Origin of the sequence: Streptomyces shaanxiensis (assembly GCF_039537145.1) — a bacterium.
GTDB classification, from domain to species: Bacteria; Actinomycetota; Actinomycetes; order Streptomycetales; family Streptomycetaceae; genus Streptomyces; species Streptomyces shaanxiensis.
This window is the reverse complement of sequence record NZ_BAAAZY010000032.1, coordinates 1-15,920: the sequence shown is the minus strand read 5'-3', so window position 1 is coordinate 15,920 and position 15,920 is coordinate 1. Positions and strand designations below refer to the sequence as shown.

The following is a 15,920-nucleotide window of genomic DNA, read 5'->3' as shown; positions in this document are numbered from 1 at the left end:
GGCTGATTGTGAACTAAATGAACGGAAGGGTGACCGCCCTCACACGGCAAGAGATAGTCACCGCATCGCTGAATACGACACCCCCGTCCCCCGGGCGGCGTGACCCCTCCCCGGGGCGCGGCACCTGAGCAGCGAAACCCCCACCCCGGACGTGAGCCGCACGCCGGTGATGCCGACGAAGACGTCAAGGAGGGCAGCCGTGGCCGCCGCCAGTTCCCCCGACAAGGCACCTGCCGCACCCGTCGCCAAGCGGGACCGCACGCACTACCTCTACATCGCGGTGATCATCGCGGTTGCCCTCGGTATCACCGTGGGTCTGGCCGCGCCCGACTTCGCGGTCGAGCTGAAGCCCATCGGAACGGGCTTCGTGAACCTGATCAAGATGATGATCTCGCCGATCATCTTCTGCACGATCGTGCTGGGCATCGGCTCGGTACGGAAGGCCGCCAAGGTCGGCAAGGTCGGCGGTATCGCGCTGGGCTACTTCCTGGCGATGTCGCTGGTCGCGCTCGGTATCGGTCTCGTCGTCGGCAACATCCTGGAGCCCGGCACGGGCCTGCAGATCACCGACGCCATCAAGGACGCCGGCCACGAGCAGGTCGACCCGGAGGCCAAGGACACCACCGAGTTCCTGCTCGGCCTCATCCCGACCACGATGGTCTCCGCCTTCACCTCGGAAACGGTCCTGCAGACCCTGATCATCGCGCTGCTCACCGGCTTCGCGCTGCAGGCCATGGGCTCCACCGGGGAGCCGATCCTGCGCGGTGTGGAGCACATCCAGAAGCTCGTCTTCCGCATCCTCGCCATGGTGATGTGGGCCGCCCCGGTCGGTGCCTTCGGTGCCATCGCCGCCGTCACCGGGTCCGCCGGTGTCGACGCGCTCAAGAAGCTCGCCATCCTGATGCTCGGCTTCTACGTCACCTGCTTCCTCTTCGTCTTCATCGTGCTCGGCGCCCTGCTGCGGATCGTCGCCGGCCTGAACATCCTCACGCTCTTCAAGTACCTGGGCCGTGAGTTCCTGCTGATCCTGTCGACCTCCTCCTCCGAGTCGGCGCTGCCGCGCCTCATCGCGAAGATGGAGCACCTCGGCGTCAGCAAGCCGGTGGTCGGCATCACCGTCCCGACCGGCTACTCCTTCAACCTCGACGGCACCATGATCTACATGACCATGGCGTCCCTGTTCATCGCCGACGCCATGGGTACGCCGATGTCGATCGGTGAGCAGATCCCGCTGCTGCTCTTCCTGCTGGTCGCCTCCAAGGGCGCGGCCGGTGTCACCGGTGCGGGTCTGGCCACGCTGGCCGGTGGTCTGCAGTCGCACAAGCCCGCCCTGGTGGACGGCATCGGCCTCATCGTCGGCATCGACCGCTTCATGAGCGAGGCCCGCGCCCTGACGAACTTCGCGGGCAACGCCGTCGCCACGGTCCTGATCGGCACCTGGACCAAGGAGATCGACAAGGGCAGGGTCAACGAGGTGCTCGCCGGTCAGATCCCGTTCGACGAGAAGACCCTCCTGGACGACGGCGGCCACGGCGCCCCGGCCGCCGAGGCGCCGGAACAGGGCGGCGAGAAGGAACTCGCGAAGACCTGACCTCCGGCCCGGTCCGGCCCCTGCTCCGGACGTCCGGCCCCGCCTGAACCGGGGCCGGGCGTCCGGCCATACACCCCGGGCGGCTGAGTAGCTCCCCCGTCGCTCAGCCGCCCGGTCAGCATCGCTGGTCCCGACTCAGGCGTACGGCAACTGCCGTACGCCTGAGTCGCGTTCCGCCGGGGCGGCGCGCATGACCGCCGCTCGCCGAAATCCTTTGACCTGCCGCCCGCCGGGCCGCACCCTGGAAGACCCTGGCCCTGATGCAGGCAGTCCACCGGGAGGCGGACATGGCGGAAGAGGCGTCACCCGTCTCACTGGACCAAGTGAGCGATCTCTTCTACGAGTTCCTGACGGCGGTCGCCCGCGCACCCCGCAAGGAGCAGGAGGACGGCCGCAACCTCAGCGCCCGGCTGATGGACCACCTCGGCTCCACGCCCACCGACCGTCCCGTGGTGAAGGCGGCCTACGCGCCGTACGACCTGCCCAACGTCCACCTCGCCCTGGAGCGCTGGTTCGCCGCCGACCCCGCCCGCACCTACGAACTGGTCGGCCTGCGCGGCGCCCAGCACCACGGCGATCTCACCCTCGGCGACATCCTCGACGCGGCCGACCGCTACGACCGCTTCGTCATCGGCGCCGTCGACTACGCCCACCTCCCGGTCGCACCGGACACCGAACTGGCCTGCGTCTCCTGCGGGTTCTACCTCGGCCGGGACGGCGACGAACGCTTCGCGGTGCTGCTGCGCGGACCGCAGGACGAGTACGGGCGCAACAAGGTCGAGGTCGAAGTCCTCGCGCGGGACAAGGAGTTCGCGGACCGCCTGCTCGCCGGGCTCGACACCCTCGTACGCGAACACAACGTCTTCCGCGGCCAGGTCCTCTCCTTCGAGGGCTCGGAGTTCCGGCGAGGCCGCGGACCCTTCCGCTTCCACCGCCGCCCCGACCTCACCCGCGACGACATCGTGCTGCCCGCCGGCCTCCTCGAACGCCTGGAACGCCAGGTCGTGGGCGTCGCCCGGCGCCGCGAACAGCTGCGCGCGGCGGGCCAGCACCTGCGCCGTGGACTGCTGCTGTACGGCCCGCCCGGCACCGGCAAGACCCACACGATCCGCTATCTGCTCTCCCACCTCCCGCAGTTCACGGTGGTGGTCCTGGCCGGCACCAGCATCTCGGCCATCGGCCCCGCCTGCGCCCTGGCCCGGATGCTCCAGCCTGCGCTCGTCGTCCTGGAGGACTGCGACCTGATCGCCGAGGCCCGCGACTACGGCGGTGGCGACCAGCCCCTGCTCTTCCAGGTCCTGAACGAGATGGACGGCCTCGGCGACGATGCCGACGTCGCCTTCCTCCTCACCACCAACCGCGCCGACCTGCTGGAGCCGGCCCTGGTCCAGCGCCCCGGCCGCGTCGACCTCGCCGTGGAGATCCCGTTGCCGGACGCCGAGGGCCGCGCCCGCCTCCTCGGCCTCTACGGCGCCGGACTGGGCCTCGGCAAGGACATCGCGGACGAGGTGGTGGCCCGCACGGAGGGCACGACGGCCTCCTTCACCAAGGAGCTGGTGCGGCGCTCCGTACTCATCGCGGCCGAGCGCGAGTCCGCCCGGACCGAGCCGGACGACGTCCGTGCCGCTCTCGACGAACTCCTCTCCGACCAGGACCACCTCACCCGCCGCCTCCTCGGAGTCCAGGGGGCGGGAACGGACGCGGACGTGGAGGACATGGACATGGACGGTGAGGGGGAGTGGGCGCCTCCGACGGACGTACCCGGCTACCCCGGTCCCCTTCCCCGGGGCCCACGTCCGGGCCTGGCCCCGACCGACTGAGTCGCGCGCGTCAGCCGACCGGCACGGCCGCGCCGTCCAGCCGTGCCAGTTCCTCCGCGCCGAGCACCAGGTCCGCCGCGCCCGCCGAGTCCCGTACCGACTCCGGACGGCTCGCCCCCGGAATCGGGATCACGGCCGGGGACCGCGCCAGCAGCCAGGCCAGGCACACCCGCTGAGGGCTGACGCCACGGGCGGCGGCCACCTCGTGGAAGGCGCCGAGGCGCGCCTCGCCCTCCGTCCGTGACGGCCCGTCCAGCGAGCTGCGTGAGATGCCGCCCAGCGGGCTCCACGGCAGGAACGCCAGTCCCAGCTCCGCGCACAGCCGCAGCTCGGCCTCGCTGTCCCGTACGGCGGGCGAGTACTGGTTCTGCACCGAGACCAGGCGGTCGCCGAGGATCCGGTGGGCCGTGCGGATCTGGTCCGCGTCCGTGTTGGAGACGCCGGCCAGGCGGATCTTGCCCTCGTCGAGGAGTTCGCGCAGCGCGCCGACCGACTCCTCGAAGGGGACGGCCGGGTCGGGCTTGTGCAGCTGGTAGAGCCCGATCGCCTCGACCCCGAGCCGCCGGAGCGAGGCCTCGGCGGCCGCCTTGAGGTGGCGGGGGTCGCCGTTCACCGTCCAGCTGCCGTCGGCCGGCCTGCCCCGGCCGCCCTTGGTGGCCACCAGCACGTCGCCGGTGTCGCCGCCGTACGCGGCCAGCGCGCGGGCGACGAGGAGTTCGTTGTGACCAGGCTCGGCGCCCGGCAGATGGTAGGAGTCGGCCGTGTCCAGCAGCGTCACCCCCGCGTCCAGGGCGGCGTGCACGGTGGCCAGGGCGCGCCGCTCGTCGGGGTGGCCTTCGAGGGACAGCGGCATCGCGCCGAGGCCGATGGCGCTGACGCGGTGGGGGCCGAGAGTGCGGTACCGCATGTCAGACGACGTCCTTTCCGAGGGTCTCGGCGACGGCCTTCGGGAGCCACTCCCGGGCGCGCGTGAAGCGGAAACCGAGCCGTGTGGCGCGGGAGTTGTCCATGCCGTAGGCGCGGGTGAAGGCGAACGGGGAGACCTCGCCGACCTCGACCGGCCGGAAGACGGTCCGGCCGTCCGGCAGGTGCGCGGCGATCGCGTCGCACAGCTCCTCGGTGGTCAGCAGGCCGTGGGAGGCGGCGTTGACCGGGCCGGTGAAGTCCTCGCCCACCGCCCAGAGGAGGAAGTCGGCGATCTCCTCGACGTGGATGTACGTCGCCGGGTGGTTCACCACCGGCACGGCGATCGGCTCGCCGGAGCGGATGCGGGTCGCGTAGTGGGCCATACGGCCCGTGAAGTCGTCGTCCCCGCCCAGCACATGGGCGACGCGGACCGCCGCGTACGGGAAGGCCGGGTCGGCGGCGAGGACGGCCTCCGCCTGCCGCTTGCCCTCGCCGTAGTGCGCGTCGACGAACTCCGGGTCCTCCCAGGGGAGTTCGAGGTCCACGGGCACGTCCAGCGGATCCACGTCCGGCTCGCGCACGGGGGCGATCGAGTCCTCGTACTCGTACACCTCCACCGTCGACGTCAGCACATAACGGCGGGTGCGGCCGGTGAAGACCCGGCGGGCGATCTCCGCCTGCCGAGGCGTGTAGCAGACCTGGTCGACCACGACGTCGAACGTCCGCGAACCCAGCGCCGCCGTCAGGGACTTCTCGTCGCCGCGGTCGGCGACCAGATGAACGACGCCCGGCGGAGGCGCGGCCGAGCCCCGATTGAGGACCGTCACACGATCCCCCACGGCCAGCAGCCGCGCGATCAGCCGCTTGCCGAAGTAGCGGTTCCCGCCGATGACCAGTACCTCTCGTCCCTTTCGCATGACCATAATTCTCCCGGCCTCGCACCACGCTCTGAAGGGGAAGACATGGGAGATCCGGTCACCGCGCCGAAAGAACCACGGCATCTGCGCCCGGCCGCCAACGAAACATCGGTGGCCTTCGACGCCCTGGACCGGCAGATCCTGGAGCTCCTCCAGACCGACGGCCGGATCAAGCTGAGCGAGCTCGGCCGCCGCGTGCGGCTCAGCCCGGCGGCCGTCACCGAGCGGGTACGGCGGCTGGAGACGGCGGGCGTGATCACGGGATACGGCGCCCAGGTCGCCCCCGCCCGGCTCGGCTACGGCATCCAGGCCTTCATCCGGGTCAACCCGCACGGCGGCTACACCCTCCGCCACCCCCGCACCCTGGAACTGATCGACCGCCCGGAGATCGTCGAGGTCCACCACGTCGTCGGCGAGGACTGCTGGATCCTCAAGGTCGCCGTCGAGGACACGATCCATCTGGAGGAGATCCTCGAGGCGACCTCGGCGCTGGGCCGTACGACGACGTCCATCGTGCTGTCCTCCCCGGTGCGCACGAAGCCGCTGCTGCCACGCTTGCCCTGACGTCGGCGTCAAGGCTTACGTTCGTACCCATGCGAATCGGCGAGCTGGCCACGCGGGCCGGGACCACGACGCGCACCTTGCGCTACTACGAGTCGCGGGGGCTGCTGCCCGCGCGGCGCGGCGACAACGGGTATCGGACGTACGACGAGAGCGACCTGAAGCTGCTGCGGCAGATCAGGACGTTGCAGGACTTCGGGTTCGACCTGGAGGAGACCCGGCCGTTCGTGGAGTGCCTGCGGGCCGGGCACCCGGAGGGCGACACGTGTCCCGCCTCGCTCGCGGTCTACCGGCGCAAGCTGGACGAGCTCGACGCGCTGATCGGCGAGTTGCGGGCCGTGCGGGCCAAGATCGGCCTGCGGCTGGCGATGGCCGAGGGGGAACCACCGTTGTGCGAACTGGGAGGGCAGGAACTGTGATCAAGGCGGCGGGCGTGGCCGAGGTGACGGACGCGGACTTCGAGGCGGAGGTGATCGGGGCGGAGCTGCCGGTGCTGGTGGAGTTCACGGCCGACTGGTGCCCGCCGTGCCGGCAGATGGGGCCGGTGCTCAGCGCGCTCGCGGCGGAGGAGGGGGAGCGGCTGAAGGTGGTGCAGCTGGACGTGGACACCAACCCGCTGACCACGAACGCCTACAAGGTGCTCTCCATGCCGACGTTCATGGTCTTCCGGGGCGGCGAGCCCGTGCGGTCGATGGTGGGGGCGCGGCCCAAGCGGCGGCTGCTGGAGGAGCTGGCCGAGGTGCTGTGATTCCATCCGGGACTCTGTCCGGAACACAAGAAATCCCCCGAGCAATTGCGCTCGGGGGATTTCTTTGCGTATATTCAATGGTTCGCGACTTCAGTTGGAATTGGTCGCGAAGAAGTTCAGTGAGCACAGTATATCCGGGCGGGGGCAGAATTGTCAAACACCGAATTTCAAGACGGTGAAATGCGCCGCGAGCAGGAATTCATCGACGACCTGTACGCGCGCGTGGACGCGCTGCGCGGTGACACCGAGGTCTCCGTCACGGACGCGCTCGCCCAGGGCAACACGCCCATGCAGGCCCGGCTGGAGCGGGACATCCTGGTCGCCGAGCGCTCGGGGCTGCTCGCCGCGCTGAACGCCGTGGACGGCTCGCTGTGCTTCGGCCGGATCGACCTCGCCTCCGGCGTCACGCACCACATCGGCCGCATCGGCCTGCGCAGGGACGACGCCGACCACACGCCGATCCTGATCGACTGGCGCGCCGACGTCGCCCGCCCCTTCTACCTGGCCACCGGCCACACCCCGATGGGCCTCAGGCGCAGGCGGCACCTCACCACCGACGGCCGTACCGTCACCGCCCTGCACGACGAGATCCTCGACCTCGGCGACCAGGAGCGCACCGGCCACGAGGACCCGACCGGTGACGCCGTGCTGCTCGCAGCGCTGAACTCCGCGCGCACCGGCCGGATGAACGACATCGTGCAGACCATCCAGGCCGAGCAGGACGAGATCATCCGGGCGCCGCACCGCGGGGTGCTGGTCGTGGAAGGCGGACCCGGCACCGGCAAGACGGCCGTCGCCCTGCACCGCGCCGCGTACCTCCTCTACGAACACCGTGAACTGCTCGCCAAACGCGCGGTCCTGATCGTCGGCCCCAATCCCGCCTTCCTCGGCTACATCGGCGAGGTCCTGCCCTCGCTCGGCGAGACCGGCGTACTGCTGGCCACGGTCGGCGAGCTGTTCCCCGGCGTGCGGGCGACGGCGACCGACACGCGCGCGGCGGCTGCGGTGAAGGGGCGGGCCGACATGGCGGACGTGCTCGCCGAGGTCGTACGCGACTGGCAGGCGCTGCCTGACCCGGTGATCGCGATCGAGCACGACCGCGAGATCCTGATGCTCGACGACGACCTGGTGCGGGTCGCCCGCGAGCGCACCCGGGCCGCGAAGCTCCCGCACAACGCGGCGCGGGAGTACTTCGAGGGGCACATCCTCAACACGCTCACCGAGCTGTACGCCGAGCGGGTCGGCACCGACCCCTACGACGGCAGCAGCCTCCTCGACCCGGCCGACATCACCCAGATCCGCGACGAGCTCGCCGAGAACCCCGAAGTGTGGGCGGCCGTCGACCAGTTGTGGCCGCGCCTGACCCCGCAGCGCCTGGTCGCCGACTTCCTCGCCGACCCCGTCGGCTACCTCCCCGACGAGGACGCGGCCGCGATCCGCCGTCCGGTGACGCGAGCCTGGACCGTGGCGGACGTACCGCTGCTGGACGAGGCGGCCGAACTGCTCGGCGAGGACGACCGGGTGGCGCGGGCGCTCGCCGAGCGGGAGCGGGAGACGCAGGTCGCGTACGCGCAGGGCGTGCTGGACGTGTCGTACGCGTCGCGGACGTACGAGTTCGACGACAAGGAGGACGAGGACTCGGAGGTGTTGTCGGCGCACGACATCATCGACGCCGAGCGCTTCGCCGAACGCCAGGAGGAGGACGACCACCGCAGCGCGGCCGAGCGTGCGGCGGCCGACCGGACCTGGGCGTTCGGGCACATCATCGTCGACGAGGCGCAGGAGCTGTCGCCGATGGCCTGGCGGCTGCTCATGCGGCGCAGCCCGACCCGCTCGATGACGCTGGTGGGCGACCCGGCCCAGACGGCGGAGGCGGCGGGCGTCGGCTCGTGGGGGAAGATCCTCGAGCCGTACGTCGAGGACCGCTGGGAGCACACCCGGCTCGGCGTCAACTACCGCACGCCGGCCGAGATCATGGACCTGGCGGCGGCGGTCGTACGCGCCGAGAACCCCGGCTTCGAGCCGCCGAGTTCGGTCCGGTCGACCGGTGTACGGCCCTGGGTACGCGCCACCGACGACCTGCCCGGCGCGGTGGCGAAGGCCGTCGAGGAGCTCACGCCGGCCGAGGGCCGACTGGCGGTCATCGCACCGCGCCATCTGCACCGGAAGCTGGCGGCGGGGCTCGACGGGGTGACGGCGGGTTCGGAGCCCGACCTGACGCGCAGCGTCGTCCTTCTCGACCCCCGACAGTCGAAGGGCCTCGAGTTCGACTCGGTGTTGGTGGTGGAGCCGGGGTTGTACGGCACGAGCGACCTGTATGTGGCGCTGACCCGGGCGACGCAGCGGTTGGGGGTGCTGCACACGGGGCGGTTGCCGAAGGCGTTGGCCTCCGCCTAACACTGATTTCGCCCCCGCCGCCCCTACCCTTCCCGTCCCTGGGTGCCTGCGGCCCCCAGACCCCCGCTTCGGCCCCGAAAGGGCCTCGTCCTCAAACGCCGGACGGGCTGAATCAGCCCCTCCGGCGTTTGAGGAGGCGGCGGGGGCGAGGAACTAGGCCGGCCGCAGCCACACCGTCGCCAGTGGCGGCAGCGTCAGCTGGATGCTGGCCGCGCGCCCGTGCCAGGGCTGGGGTTCCGGCTTGAGCGGGTCGGGATTGGTGACGTCGCCGCCGCCGTACCTCGCCGCGTCGGTGTTCAGCGACTCGTGCCAGGCCGGGACGTCGTCCGGAACACCGAGACGGTAGTCGTACCGGACGACCGGCGACATGTTCGACACCGCCAGCAGCGGAACGCCCTCGGCATCGAACCGCAGGAACGCGAACACGTTGTCGTCGGCGGCGTCCCCGACCACCCACTGGAAGCCGGACGGATCGGCGTCCCGCTGCCACAGGGCCGGCGTGTGCCGGTAGACCGTATTGAGGTCACGGACCAGGTCCCGCACCCCGCGATGGTCGGGCTCCGCCCCGTACGCCGGGTCCAGCAGCCACCAGTCCGGTCCGTGCGCCTCGGACCACTCGGCGCCCTGCGCGAACTCCTGTCCCATGAAGAGGAGTTGCTTGCCGGGGTGGGCCCACATGAAGCCGAGGTACGCGCGGTGGTTGGCGCGCTGCTGCCACCAGTCGCCCGGCATCTTCGACACGAGCGACCGCTTGCCGTGCACGACCTCGTCGTGCGAGATGGGCAGGACGTAGTTCTCGCTGTACGCGTACACCATCGAGAACGTCATCTCGTTGTGGTGGTACTTGCGGTGCACCGGCTCCTTGGCCATGTACTCCAGCGAGTCGTGCATCCAGCCCATGTTCCACTTCAGCCCGAAGCCGAGGCCCCCGAAGCCGCCCGGCCCCGCCACATGCGTCGGACGCGTCACGCCGTCCCAGGCCGTGGACTCCTCCGCGATCGTCACCACGCCGGGCACCCGCCGGTACACCGTCGCGTTCATCTCCTGCAGGAACGCCACCGCGTCCAGGTTCTCCCGCCCGCCGTGCTCGTTCGGCACCCACTGGCCCGGCTCACGCGAGTAGTCCAGGTAGAGCATGGACGCCACCGCGTCCACCCTCAACCCGTCGATGTGGAACTCCTCGCACCAGTAAAGGGCGTTGGCGACAAGGAAGTTGCGCACCTCGCGCCGCCCGAAGTCGAACTCCAGCGTGCCCCAGTCGGGGTGCGCGGACTTGAGCGGATCCTCGTGCTCGTACAGCGGACGGCCGTCGAACTCGGCCAGCGCCCAGTCGTCGCGCGGGAAGTGCGCCGGCACCCAGTCCATCAGGACGCCGATGCCGGCCTGGTGCAGGGCGTCGACCAGGTACTTGAAGTCGTCGGGGGTGCCGAGGCGGGCCGTGGGCGCGTAGAAGCCGGTGACCTGGTAGCCCCAGGAGCCGCCGAAGGGATGCTCGGCGACCGGCATCAGCTCGACGTGGGTGAAGCCCAGGTCCTTGACGTACGCGGGGAGCTGCTCGGCGAGTTGACGGTACGTCAGCCCCGGGCGCCAGGACGCCAGATGCACCTCGTACACCGAGAACGGCGCCTCGTGCGTGGGGACCTCCCCGCGCCGCGCCAGCCACGCCGCGTCGCCCCACTCGTGGTGCGAGGCGTGCACGACGGACGACGTGTTGGGCGGGGTCTCGGTCCGGCGGGCGAGCGGGTCGGCGCGCAGCGTCTTCGAGCCGTCCGGCCGGGTGATCTCGAACTTGTACAGTTCACCCTCGCCGATGCCGGGCACGAACAGCTCCCAGACCCCGGAACCGCCGAGCGAGCGCATCGGATAGCCGGTGCCGTCCCAGAAGTTGAAGGTGCCGGCCAGGGACATGCCCCGCGCGTTCGGCGCCCACACCGTGAAGCGGGTGCCGGTCACACCCTGGTGCGTCATCGGCTCGGCACCGAGCGCCCGCCACAGCTCCTCGTGCCGTCCCTCGCCGATCAGATGCAGGTCGAGCTCGCCCAGCGCGGGCAGGAAGCGGTACGCGTCCTCGGTCTCCTGCACCGTCCCCTCGTACGCCACGAGGAGCCGGTAGTCCTCCGGCACGTCCCGCAGCGGCACAAGGCCCGAGAAGAAGCCCTCCCCGTCGTCGTGCAGCTCGGCCCGGACGGTGCCGACGACGACGGTCACCGACAGGGCGTACGGCTTGAAGGCCCGGAAGGCGACACCGCCGGGCACGGCGTGTGCGCCGAGGACGGAGTGCGGGTCGTGGTGGGTGCCGGTGAGGAGACGGTCGCGGTCGGCCGCGTCGAGAGCGGGGGAGACGGCGACCTCCACGGGCTCGGCCGACTTCGGGATCGCCTTCTGCGCGGGGATCTTCTTCTGCGCCGCCTTCTGCGCGGGGATCTTCTTGGCGGCGGCCTTCTTGCCGGGGGTGCTCTTCGCCGCCGCGCTCTTCGCCGCAGTGGACTTGGCGGCGGTCGTCTTCGCTGCCGTGCCCTTCTTCGCCACAGCCTTCTTTGCCACGGCCTTCTTTGCCACGGCTTTCTCGGCGGCGGCCTTCTTCGCCGTGGCTTTCTTGGCCGGGGCCTTCTTTGCCGGAGTCTTCTCCGCGGCGGTCTTCTTGGCGGCGGCCTTCTTCGTCGCCTTTTTCGCCGCCCCCTTCTGCATGGCCTCCGCGGCCTTTTCTACGGCCTTCGCCGTTTTCGCGGCGCGCGTCGCCTGCTCGGGCGGCTTCTCGGCCGTCTTCTTCGGGTCCGAAGCGCTGGAGGGAGTGGTGCGGGGGGTCACGGGCGGGGCCTCCTGGGCGAAGGTGGGGATGGGGGAGTCGAGGGGGACGGGGTGCCGCTGTCCGTGGCGAGGCGGCGTACGGCCGACAGCGGTACCGGGAGCCAGTCGGGGCGGTGGCGGGCCTCGTAGACGACCTCGTAGATCGCCTTGTCGGTCTCGTACGCGCGCATCAACACCGGATCGGTCCGCGGGTCGACGCCGCTGACCTGCGCGTACCCGGAGCAGTACGCGGCCCGGCAGGCGTCGGCCCAGCCGGGTATCGGCGGGTCGGCCGAGTGGGCCGCGTAGTCGAAGGAGCGCAGCATCCCCGCCACGTCCCGCACCGGCGGCTGCGGCATCCGCCGCTCGGCCAGCGACTTCGACGGCTCACCCTCGAAGTCGATGAGCCACCACTGCCCGGAGGGCGAGCGCAGGCACTGCCCGAGGTGCAGGTCGCCGTGGATGCGCTGGGCGGTCCAGGTGTACCCCTCGGCGGCCAGGCCGGCCAGCGCCTCGAAGGCCGAGCGCAGACCGGGCGCGTACGGCCGGAGCGCGGGCACCGCCTGCGCGGCCGCCTCCAGCCGCTCGACCATGCCGTCGACCAGCTGCTGCACCTGCGTATGCCCCAGGGTCACGGTCGGCAGCGTACGGGCCAGCGCCGTGTGCACCTCGGCGGTGGCGCGCCCGAGCGCCCGTGCCGCGGCGGCGAAGTCCTCGCCCTTGGCCAGCTCGCGCAGCGCCAGCTCCCAGCCGTCGGCCGCGCCCTGCACGAAGGGCTGGAGCACGCCGAGGACGTACGACTCACCGGCCAGCTCGGCGCGGATCCACGCCGTCGGCGCGGGCACCCGGTCGCAGCTCTCGCGGGCCAGCGCCAGCGGGAGCTCCAGGTCGGGATTGACGCCGGGCACGACCCGGCGCAACAGCTTCAGGATGAACGTATCGCCGTAGACGACCGAGGAGTTCGACTGCTCGGAGGTGACCAGGCGTGGCACCAGGCCGGAGCGGATCTCCTGGCCCCCGTCCCGTTCGAAGCGCAGCCCGCCGATCCGGGCCCCGGTGCGCAGCGCCTCCAGGAGCAGCTCGGCGGGGCGGGTGTCGTACAGGGCGTCGTACACCGTGCGTCCGGCGAGCGGGCCCTCGGCCACGTGCCCGATCAGCGCGGGCGCCAGCCGGGGTGGCAGAGCCTCGCGCTCCCCTATGAGGAGCTGATAGCAGTCCGCGGGCTGCTCCGGGGAGCCCGGCACGGGCGCCAGGGGCTGATGAGCGCGCACCAGCAGGTGGTACAGGCCCAGTTTGCCGCCGGGCGGCAGCAGCTCGGTGGCCGCCACCAGCGAGAGCCCGGTGACCGGACGCCCCTTGCCCGCGAACCAGCGCTGCCGCGGCAGCCACTCCCGCAACAGTGGATCCAGCGACGCAAGGAGACCGGGCGAGGTCGTAAAGGTACGGGTGACGGCTTCCGACATGGCGTCGCGTCCTTTCCCCGGGAGGTCGGGGTGTTACTCATGCGTGCCCCGGGCGGGGCGGGAGAAACCGCCCCGCCCGGGCTCTCAGGCGGCGTCCTTGCGCAGCCGGAACCAGTAGAAGCCGTGACCGCCGAGCGTCAGCAAGTACGGCAGCTCACCGATGGCCGGGAATCGCACCCCGCCGAACAGCTCCACCGGATGCCGTCCGTTGAACCTGCGCAGGTCCAACTCCGTCGGCTGGGCGAACCGGGAGAAGTTGTTCACGCACAGGACGAGATCGTCCTCGTATTCCCGCAGGAAGGCGATCACGGCCGGATTCGACGACTGGAGTTCCGTGTAGGTACCGAGTCCGAAAGCGGGGTTCTGCTTGCGGATCTCGATCATCCGGCGCGTCCAGTGCAGGAGCGAGGACGGGGAGGCCATCGACGCCTCGACGTTCGTCACCTGGTAGCCGTAGACCGGGTCCATGATCGCCGGCAGGAACAGCCGCCCCGGATCACTGGACGAAAAGCCGGCGTTGCGGTCCGGGGTCCACTGCATGGGCGTGCGGACGGCGTCGCGGTCGCCGAGCCAGATGTTGTCGCCCATGCCGATCTCGTCGCCGTAGTAGAGGATCGGCGAGCCGGGGAGCGACAGCAGCAGGGCGGTGAACAGCTCGATCTGGTTGCGGTCGTTGTCGAGGAGCGGGGCGAGGCGCCTGCGGATACCGATGTTGGCGCGCATACGCGGGTCCTTCGCGTACTCCGCGTACATGTAGTCGCGTTCCTCGTCGGTGACCATCTCGAGGGTCAGCTCGTCGTGGTTGCGCAGGAAGATGCCCCACTGGCAGCCGGAGGGGATGGCCGGCGTCTTGGCGAGGATTTCCGAGACCGGGTAGCGGGATTCCCGCCGAACGGCCATGAAGATCCGCGGCATCACCGGGAAGTGGAAGGCCATGTGGCACTCGTCGCCGCCGCTGCGGAAGTCGCCGAAATAGTCGACGACGTCCTCCGGCCACTGGTTGGCCTCGGCCAGCAGCACCGTGTCCGGGTAGTGGGCGTCGATCTCCTTCCGGACCCGCTTGAGGAACTCATGGGTCGCCGGCAGGTTCTCGCAGTTGGTGCCCTCCTCCGCGTACAGATACGGCACCGCGTCCAGCCGGAAGCCGTCGATTCCCAGATCCAGCCAGAACCGCAAGGCGGAGATGATCTCCTCCTGCACGTTCGGGTTCTCGTAGTTCAGATCCGGCTGGTGGGAGAAGAAGCGGTGGAAGAAGTACTGCTTGCGGACCGGGTCGAAGGTCCAGTTGGAGGCCTCGGTGTCGACGAAGATGATGCGCGCGTCGCCGTATGCCTTGTCGTCGTCGGCCCATACGTAGTAGTCGCCGTAGGGGCCGTCGGGGTCTTTCCTCGATTCCTGGAACCACGGGTGCTGGTCGCTGGTGTGGTTCATGACGAAGTCGATGATGACCCGCATACCGCGCTGGTGGGCGGAGTCCACGAATTCCACGAAGTCGGCGAGGTCGCCGAATTCGGGGAGTACCGAGGTGTAGTCGGAGACGTCGTAGCCGCCGTCCCTCAGCGGTGACTTGAAGAAAGGTGGCAGCCACAGGCAGTCGACGCCGAGCCATTGCAGGTAGTCGAGTTTGGCCGTCAGGCCTTTGAGGTCGCCGACGCCGTCGCCGTTGCTGTCCTGGAAGGAGCGGACCAGGACCTCGTAGAAGACGGCGCGTTTGAACCAATCCGGGTCACGATCCTTGGCAGGAGTGTCCTCGAAGGTGTCCTGAACGGGCTCGTTGACGATCATTTTGTGGGTGACCCTCCGATCTGCGGGGTGGACGGTCGCAGAACACGAAAGATGTGCGCGGGCTCGCGGCCCGGCTCAAGGCGCACATAGTTGGTCCTGCCCCAGTGATAGGTCTCGCCGGAGAGCTCGTCGCGCACCGGCACCGACTCGTGCCAGTCCAGGCCGAGTTGCGGCATGTCCAACGAGACCGTGGCCTCCTGGGTGTGGTGGGGGTCGAGGTTGGCGACCACCAGAACCGTGTTCGATCCCTGCCGTTTGGAATAGGCGATGAGGGCGTCGTTGTCCACGTGATGGAAGTGCAGATCGCGCAGCTGCCGTAGGGCAGGGTTCGCGCGCCGGACGGCGTTGAGCGTGGTGAGGAGCGGCGTGATCGTACGTCCCTCCCGTTCGGCGGTTTCCCAGTCGCGGGGGCGGAGCTGGTACTTCTCCGAGTGGAGGTATTCCTCGCTGCCGTTGCGCAGGGGGGTGTTCTCGCACAGTTCGTAGCCGCTGTAGATGCCCCAGGTGGGGGAGAGGGTGGCGGCCAGGACGGCGCGGACCTCGAAGGCGGGGCGGCCGCCGTTCTGGAGGTAGGCGTGCAGGATGTCGGGGGTGTTGGCGAAGAAGTTCGGCCGCATGTAGGCCGCCGCCTCGCCGGAGAGTTCGGTGAGGTACTCGGTGAGTTCCTGTTTGGTGTTGCGCCAGGTGAAGTACGTGTAGGACTGCTGGAAGCCGGTCTGGGCGAGTGTGTGCATCATCGCCGGGCGGGTGAAGGCCTCGGCGAGGAAGATGACGTCGGGGTCGGTGCGGTTGATGTCGGCGATGACCCGTTGCCAGAAGACGACGGGTTTGGTGTGGGGGTTGTCGACGCGGAAGATCCGCACGCCGTGGGCCATCCAGTGGCGTAGGACGCGCAGGGTCTCGGCGGTCAGGCCGTCCATGTCGGCGTCGAAGGCGATGGGGTAG

Annotated in this window: 12 protein-coding genes; 6 read left to right on the top strand and 6 right to left on the bottom strand. The window is 70.2% G+C overall.

Going from position 1 to position 15,920, the window contains the following annotated elements:
• Positions 1 to 169: 169 nt before the first annotated feature.
• Together ABD932_RS41245 and ABD932_RS41240 are read left to right on the top strand one after the other, a co-directional pair.
• Entirely contained in the window at positions 170 to 1,591 is a 1,422-nt protein-coding gene (locus tag ABD932_RS41245) for a cation:dicarboxylate symporter family transporter (RefSeq protein WP_345021395.1), read from the top strand.
• A 260-nt stretch (positions 1,592 to 1,851) separates the two neighbouring features.
• Positions 1,852 to 3,411, top strand: coding sequence for an AAA family ATPase (locus ABD932_RS41240; RefSeq protein ID WP_345021310.1), 1,560 nt, complete (start codon positions 1,852 to 1,854; stop codon positions 3,409 to 3,411).
• A 10-nt stretch (positions 3,412 to 3,421) separates the two neighbouring features.
• Here the strand turns inward: ABD932_RS41240 and ABD932_RS41235 are convergent, their stop codons facing one another.
• Together ABD932_RS41235 and ABD932_RS41230 are read right to left on the bottom strand one after the other, a co-directional pair.
• The gene (locus ABD932_RS41235; protein WP_345021309.1) at positions 3,422 to 4,318 is read right to left on the bottom strand and encodes an aldo/keto reductase; all 897 of its coding nucleotides are present in this window, start codon (positions 4,316 to 4,318) and stop codon (positions 3,422 to 3,424) included.
• A 1-nt stretch (position 4,319) separates the two neighbouring features.
• The gene (locus ABD932_RS41230) at positions 4,320 to 5,234 is read right to left on the bottom strand and encodes an NAD-dependent epimerase/dehydratase family protein (RefSeq protein WP_345021308.1); all 915 of its coding nucleotides are present in this window, start codon (positions 5,232 to 5,234) and stop codon (positions 4,320 to 4,322) included.
• 45 nt (positions 5,235 to 5,279) lie between these two features.
• Between ABD932_RS41230 and ABD932_RS41225 the strand changes: the two genes are divergently transcribed.
• The 4 genes from ABD932_RS41225 to ABD932_RS41210 all read left to right on the top strand — a co-directional run bounded on the left by ABD932_RS41225 (position 5,280) and on the right by ABD932_RS41210 (position 8,940).
• The gene (locus tag ABD932_RS41225) at positions 5,280 to 5,798 is read left to right on the top strand and encodes an Lrp/AsnC family transcriptional regulator (RefSeq protein WP_345021306.1); all 519 of its coding nucleotides are present in this window, start codon (positions 5,280 to 5,282) and stop codon (positions 5,796 to 5,798) included.
• Positions 5,799 to 5,827: 29 nt separating this feature from the next.
• Positions 5,828 to 6,214: a MerR family transcriptional regulator gene (locus ABD932_RS41220; RefSeq protein ID WP_250092838.1), complete on the top strand. Its 387-nt coding sequence runs from the start codon at positions 5,828 to 5,830 to the stop codon at positions 6,212 to 6,214.
• A gap of 14 nt (positions 6,215 to 6,228) precedes the next feature.
• A complete protein-coding gene (locus ABD932_RS41215) occupies positions 6,229 to 6,543 on the top strand; it encodes a thioredoxin family protein (protein ID WP_345021393.1) in 315 nt (104 codons plus the stop codon).
• A 180-nt stretch (positions 6,544 to 6,723) separates the two neighbouring features.
• Positions 6,724 to 8,940, top strand: coding sequence for a HelD family protein (locus tag ABD932_RS41210; protein ID WP_345021303.1), 2,217 nt, complete (start codon positions 6,724 to 6,726; stop codon positions 8,938 to 8,940).
• 153 nt (positions 8,941 to 9,093) lie between these two features.
• Here the strand turns inward: ABD932_RS41210 and glgB are convergent, their stop codons facing one another.
• The 4 genes from glgB to ABD932_RS41190 all read right to left on the bottom strand — a co-directional run.
• Positions 9,094 to 11,748, bottom strand: coding sequence for a 1,4-alpha-glucan branching enzyme (gene glgB / locus ABD932_RS41205; RefSeq protein ID WP_345021301.1), 2,655 nt, complete (start codon positions 11,746 to 11,748; stop codon positions 9,094 to 9,096).
• Entirely contained in the window at positions 11,745 to 13,190 is a 1,446-nt protein-coding gene (locus tag ABD932_RS41200) for a maltokinase N-terminal cap-like domain-containing protein (RefSeq protein WP_345021299.1), read from the bottom strand. The genes glgB and ABD932_RS41200 overlap by 4 nt, the downstream gene beginning before the upstream one ends.
• Positions 13,191 to 13,274: 84 nt before the next feature.
• A complete protein-coding gene (treS, locus tag ABD932_RS41195) occupies positions 13,275 to 14,975 on the bottom strand; it encodes a maltose alpha-D-glucosyltransferase (protein ID WP_345021297.1) in 1,701 nt (566 codons plus the stop codon).
• The coding region (locus tag ABD932_RS41190) for an alpha-amylase family glycosyl hydrolase (RefSeq protein WP_486389375.1) at positions 14,972 to 15,920 on the bottom strand (949 nt) is incomplete at its 5' end. The genes ABD932_RS41190 and treS, both read right to left, overlap by 4 nt.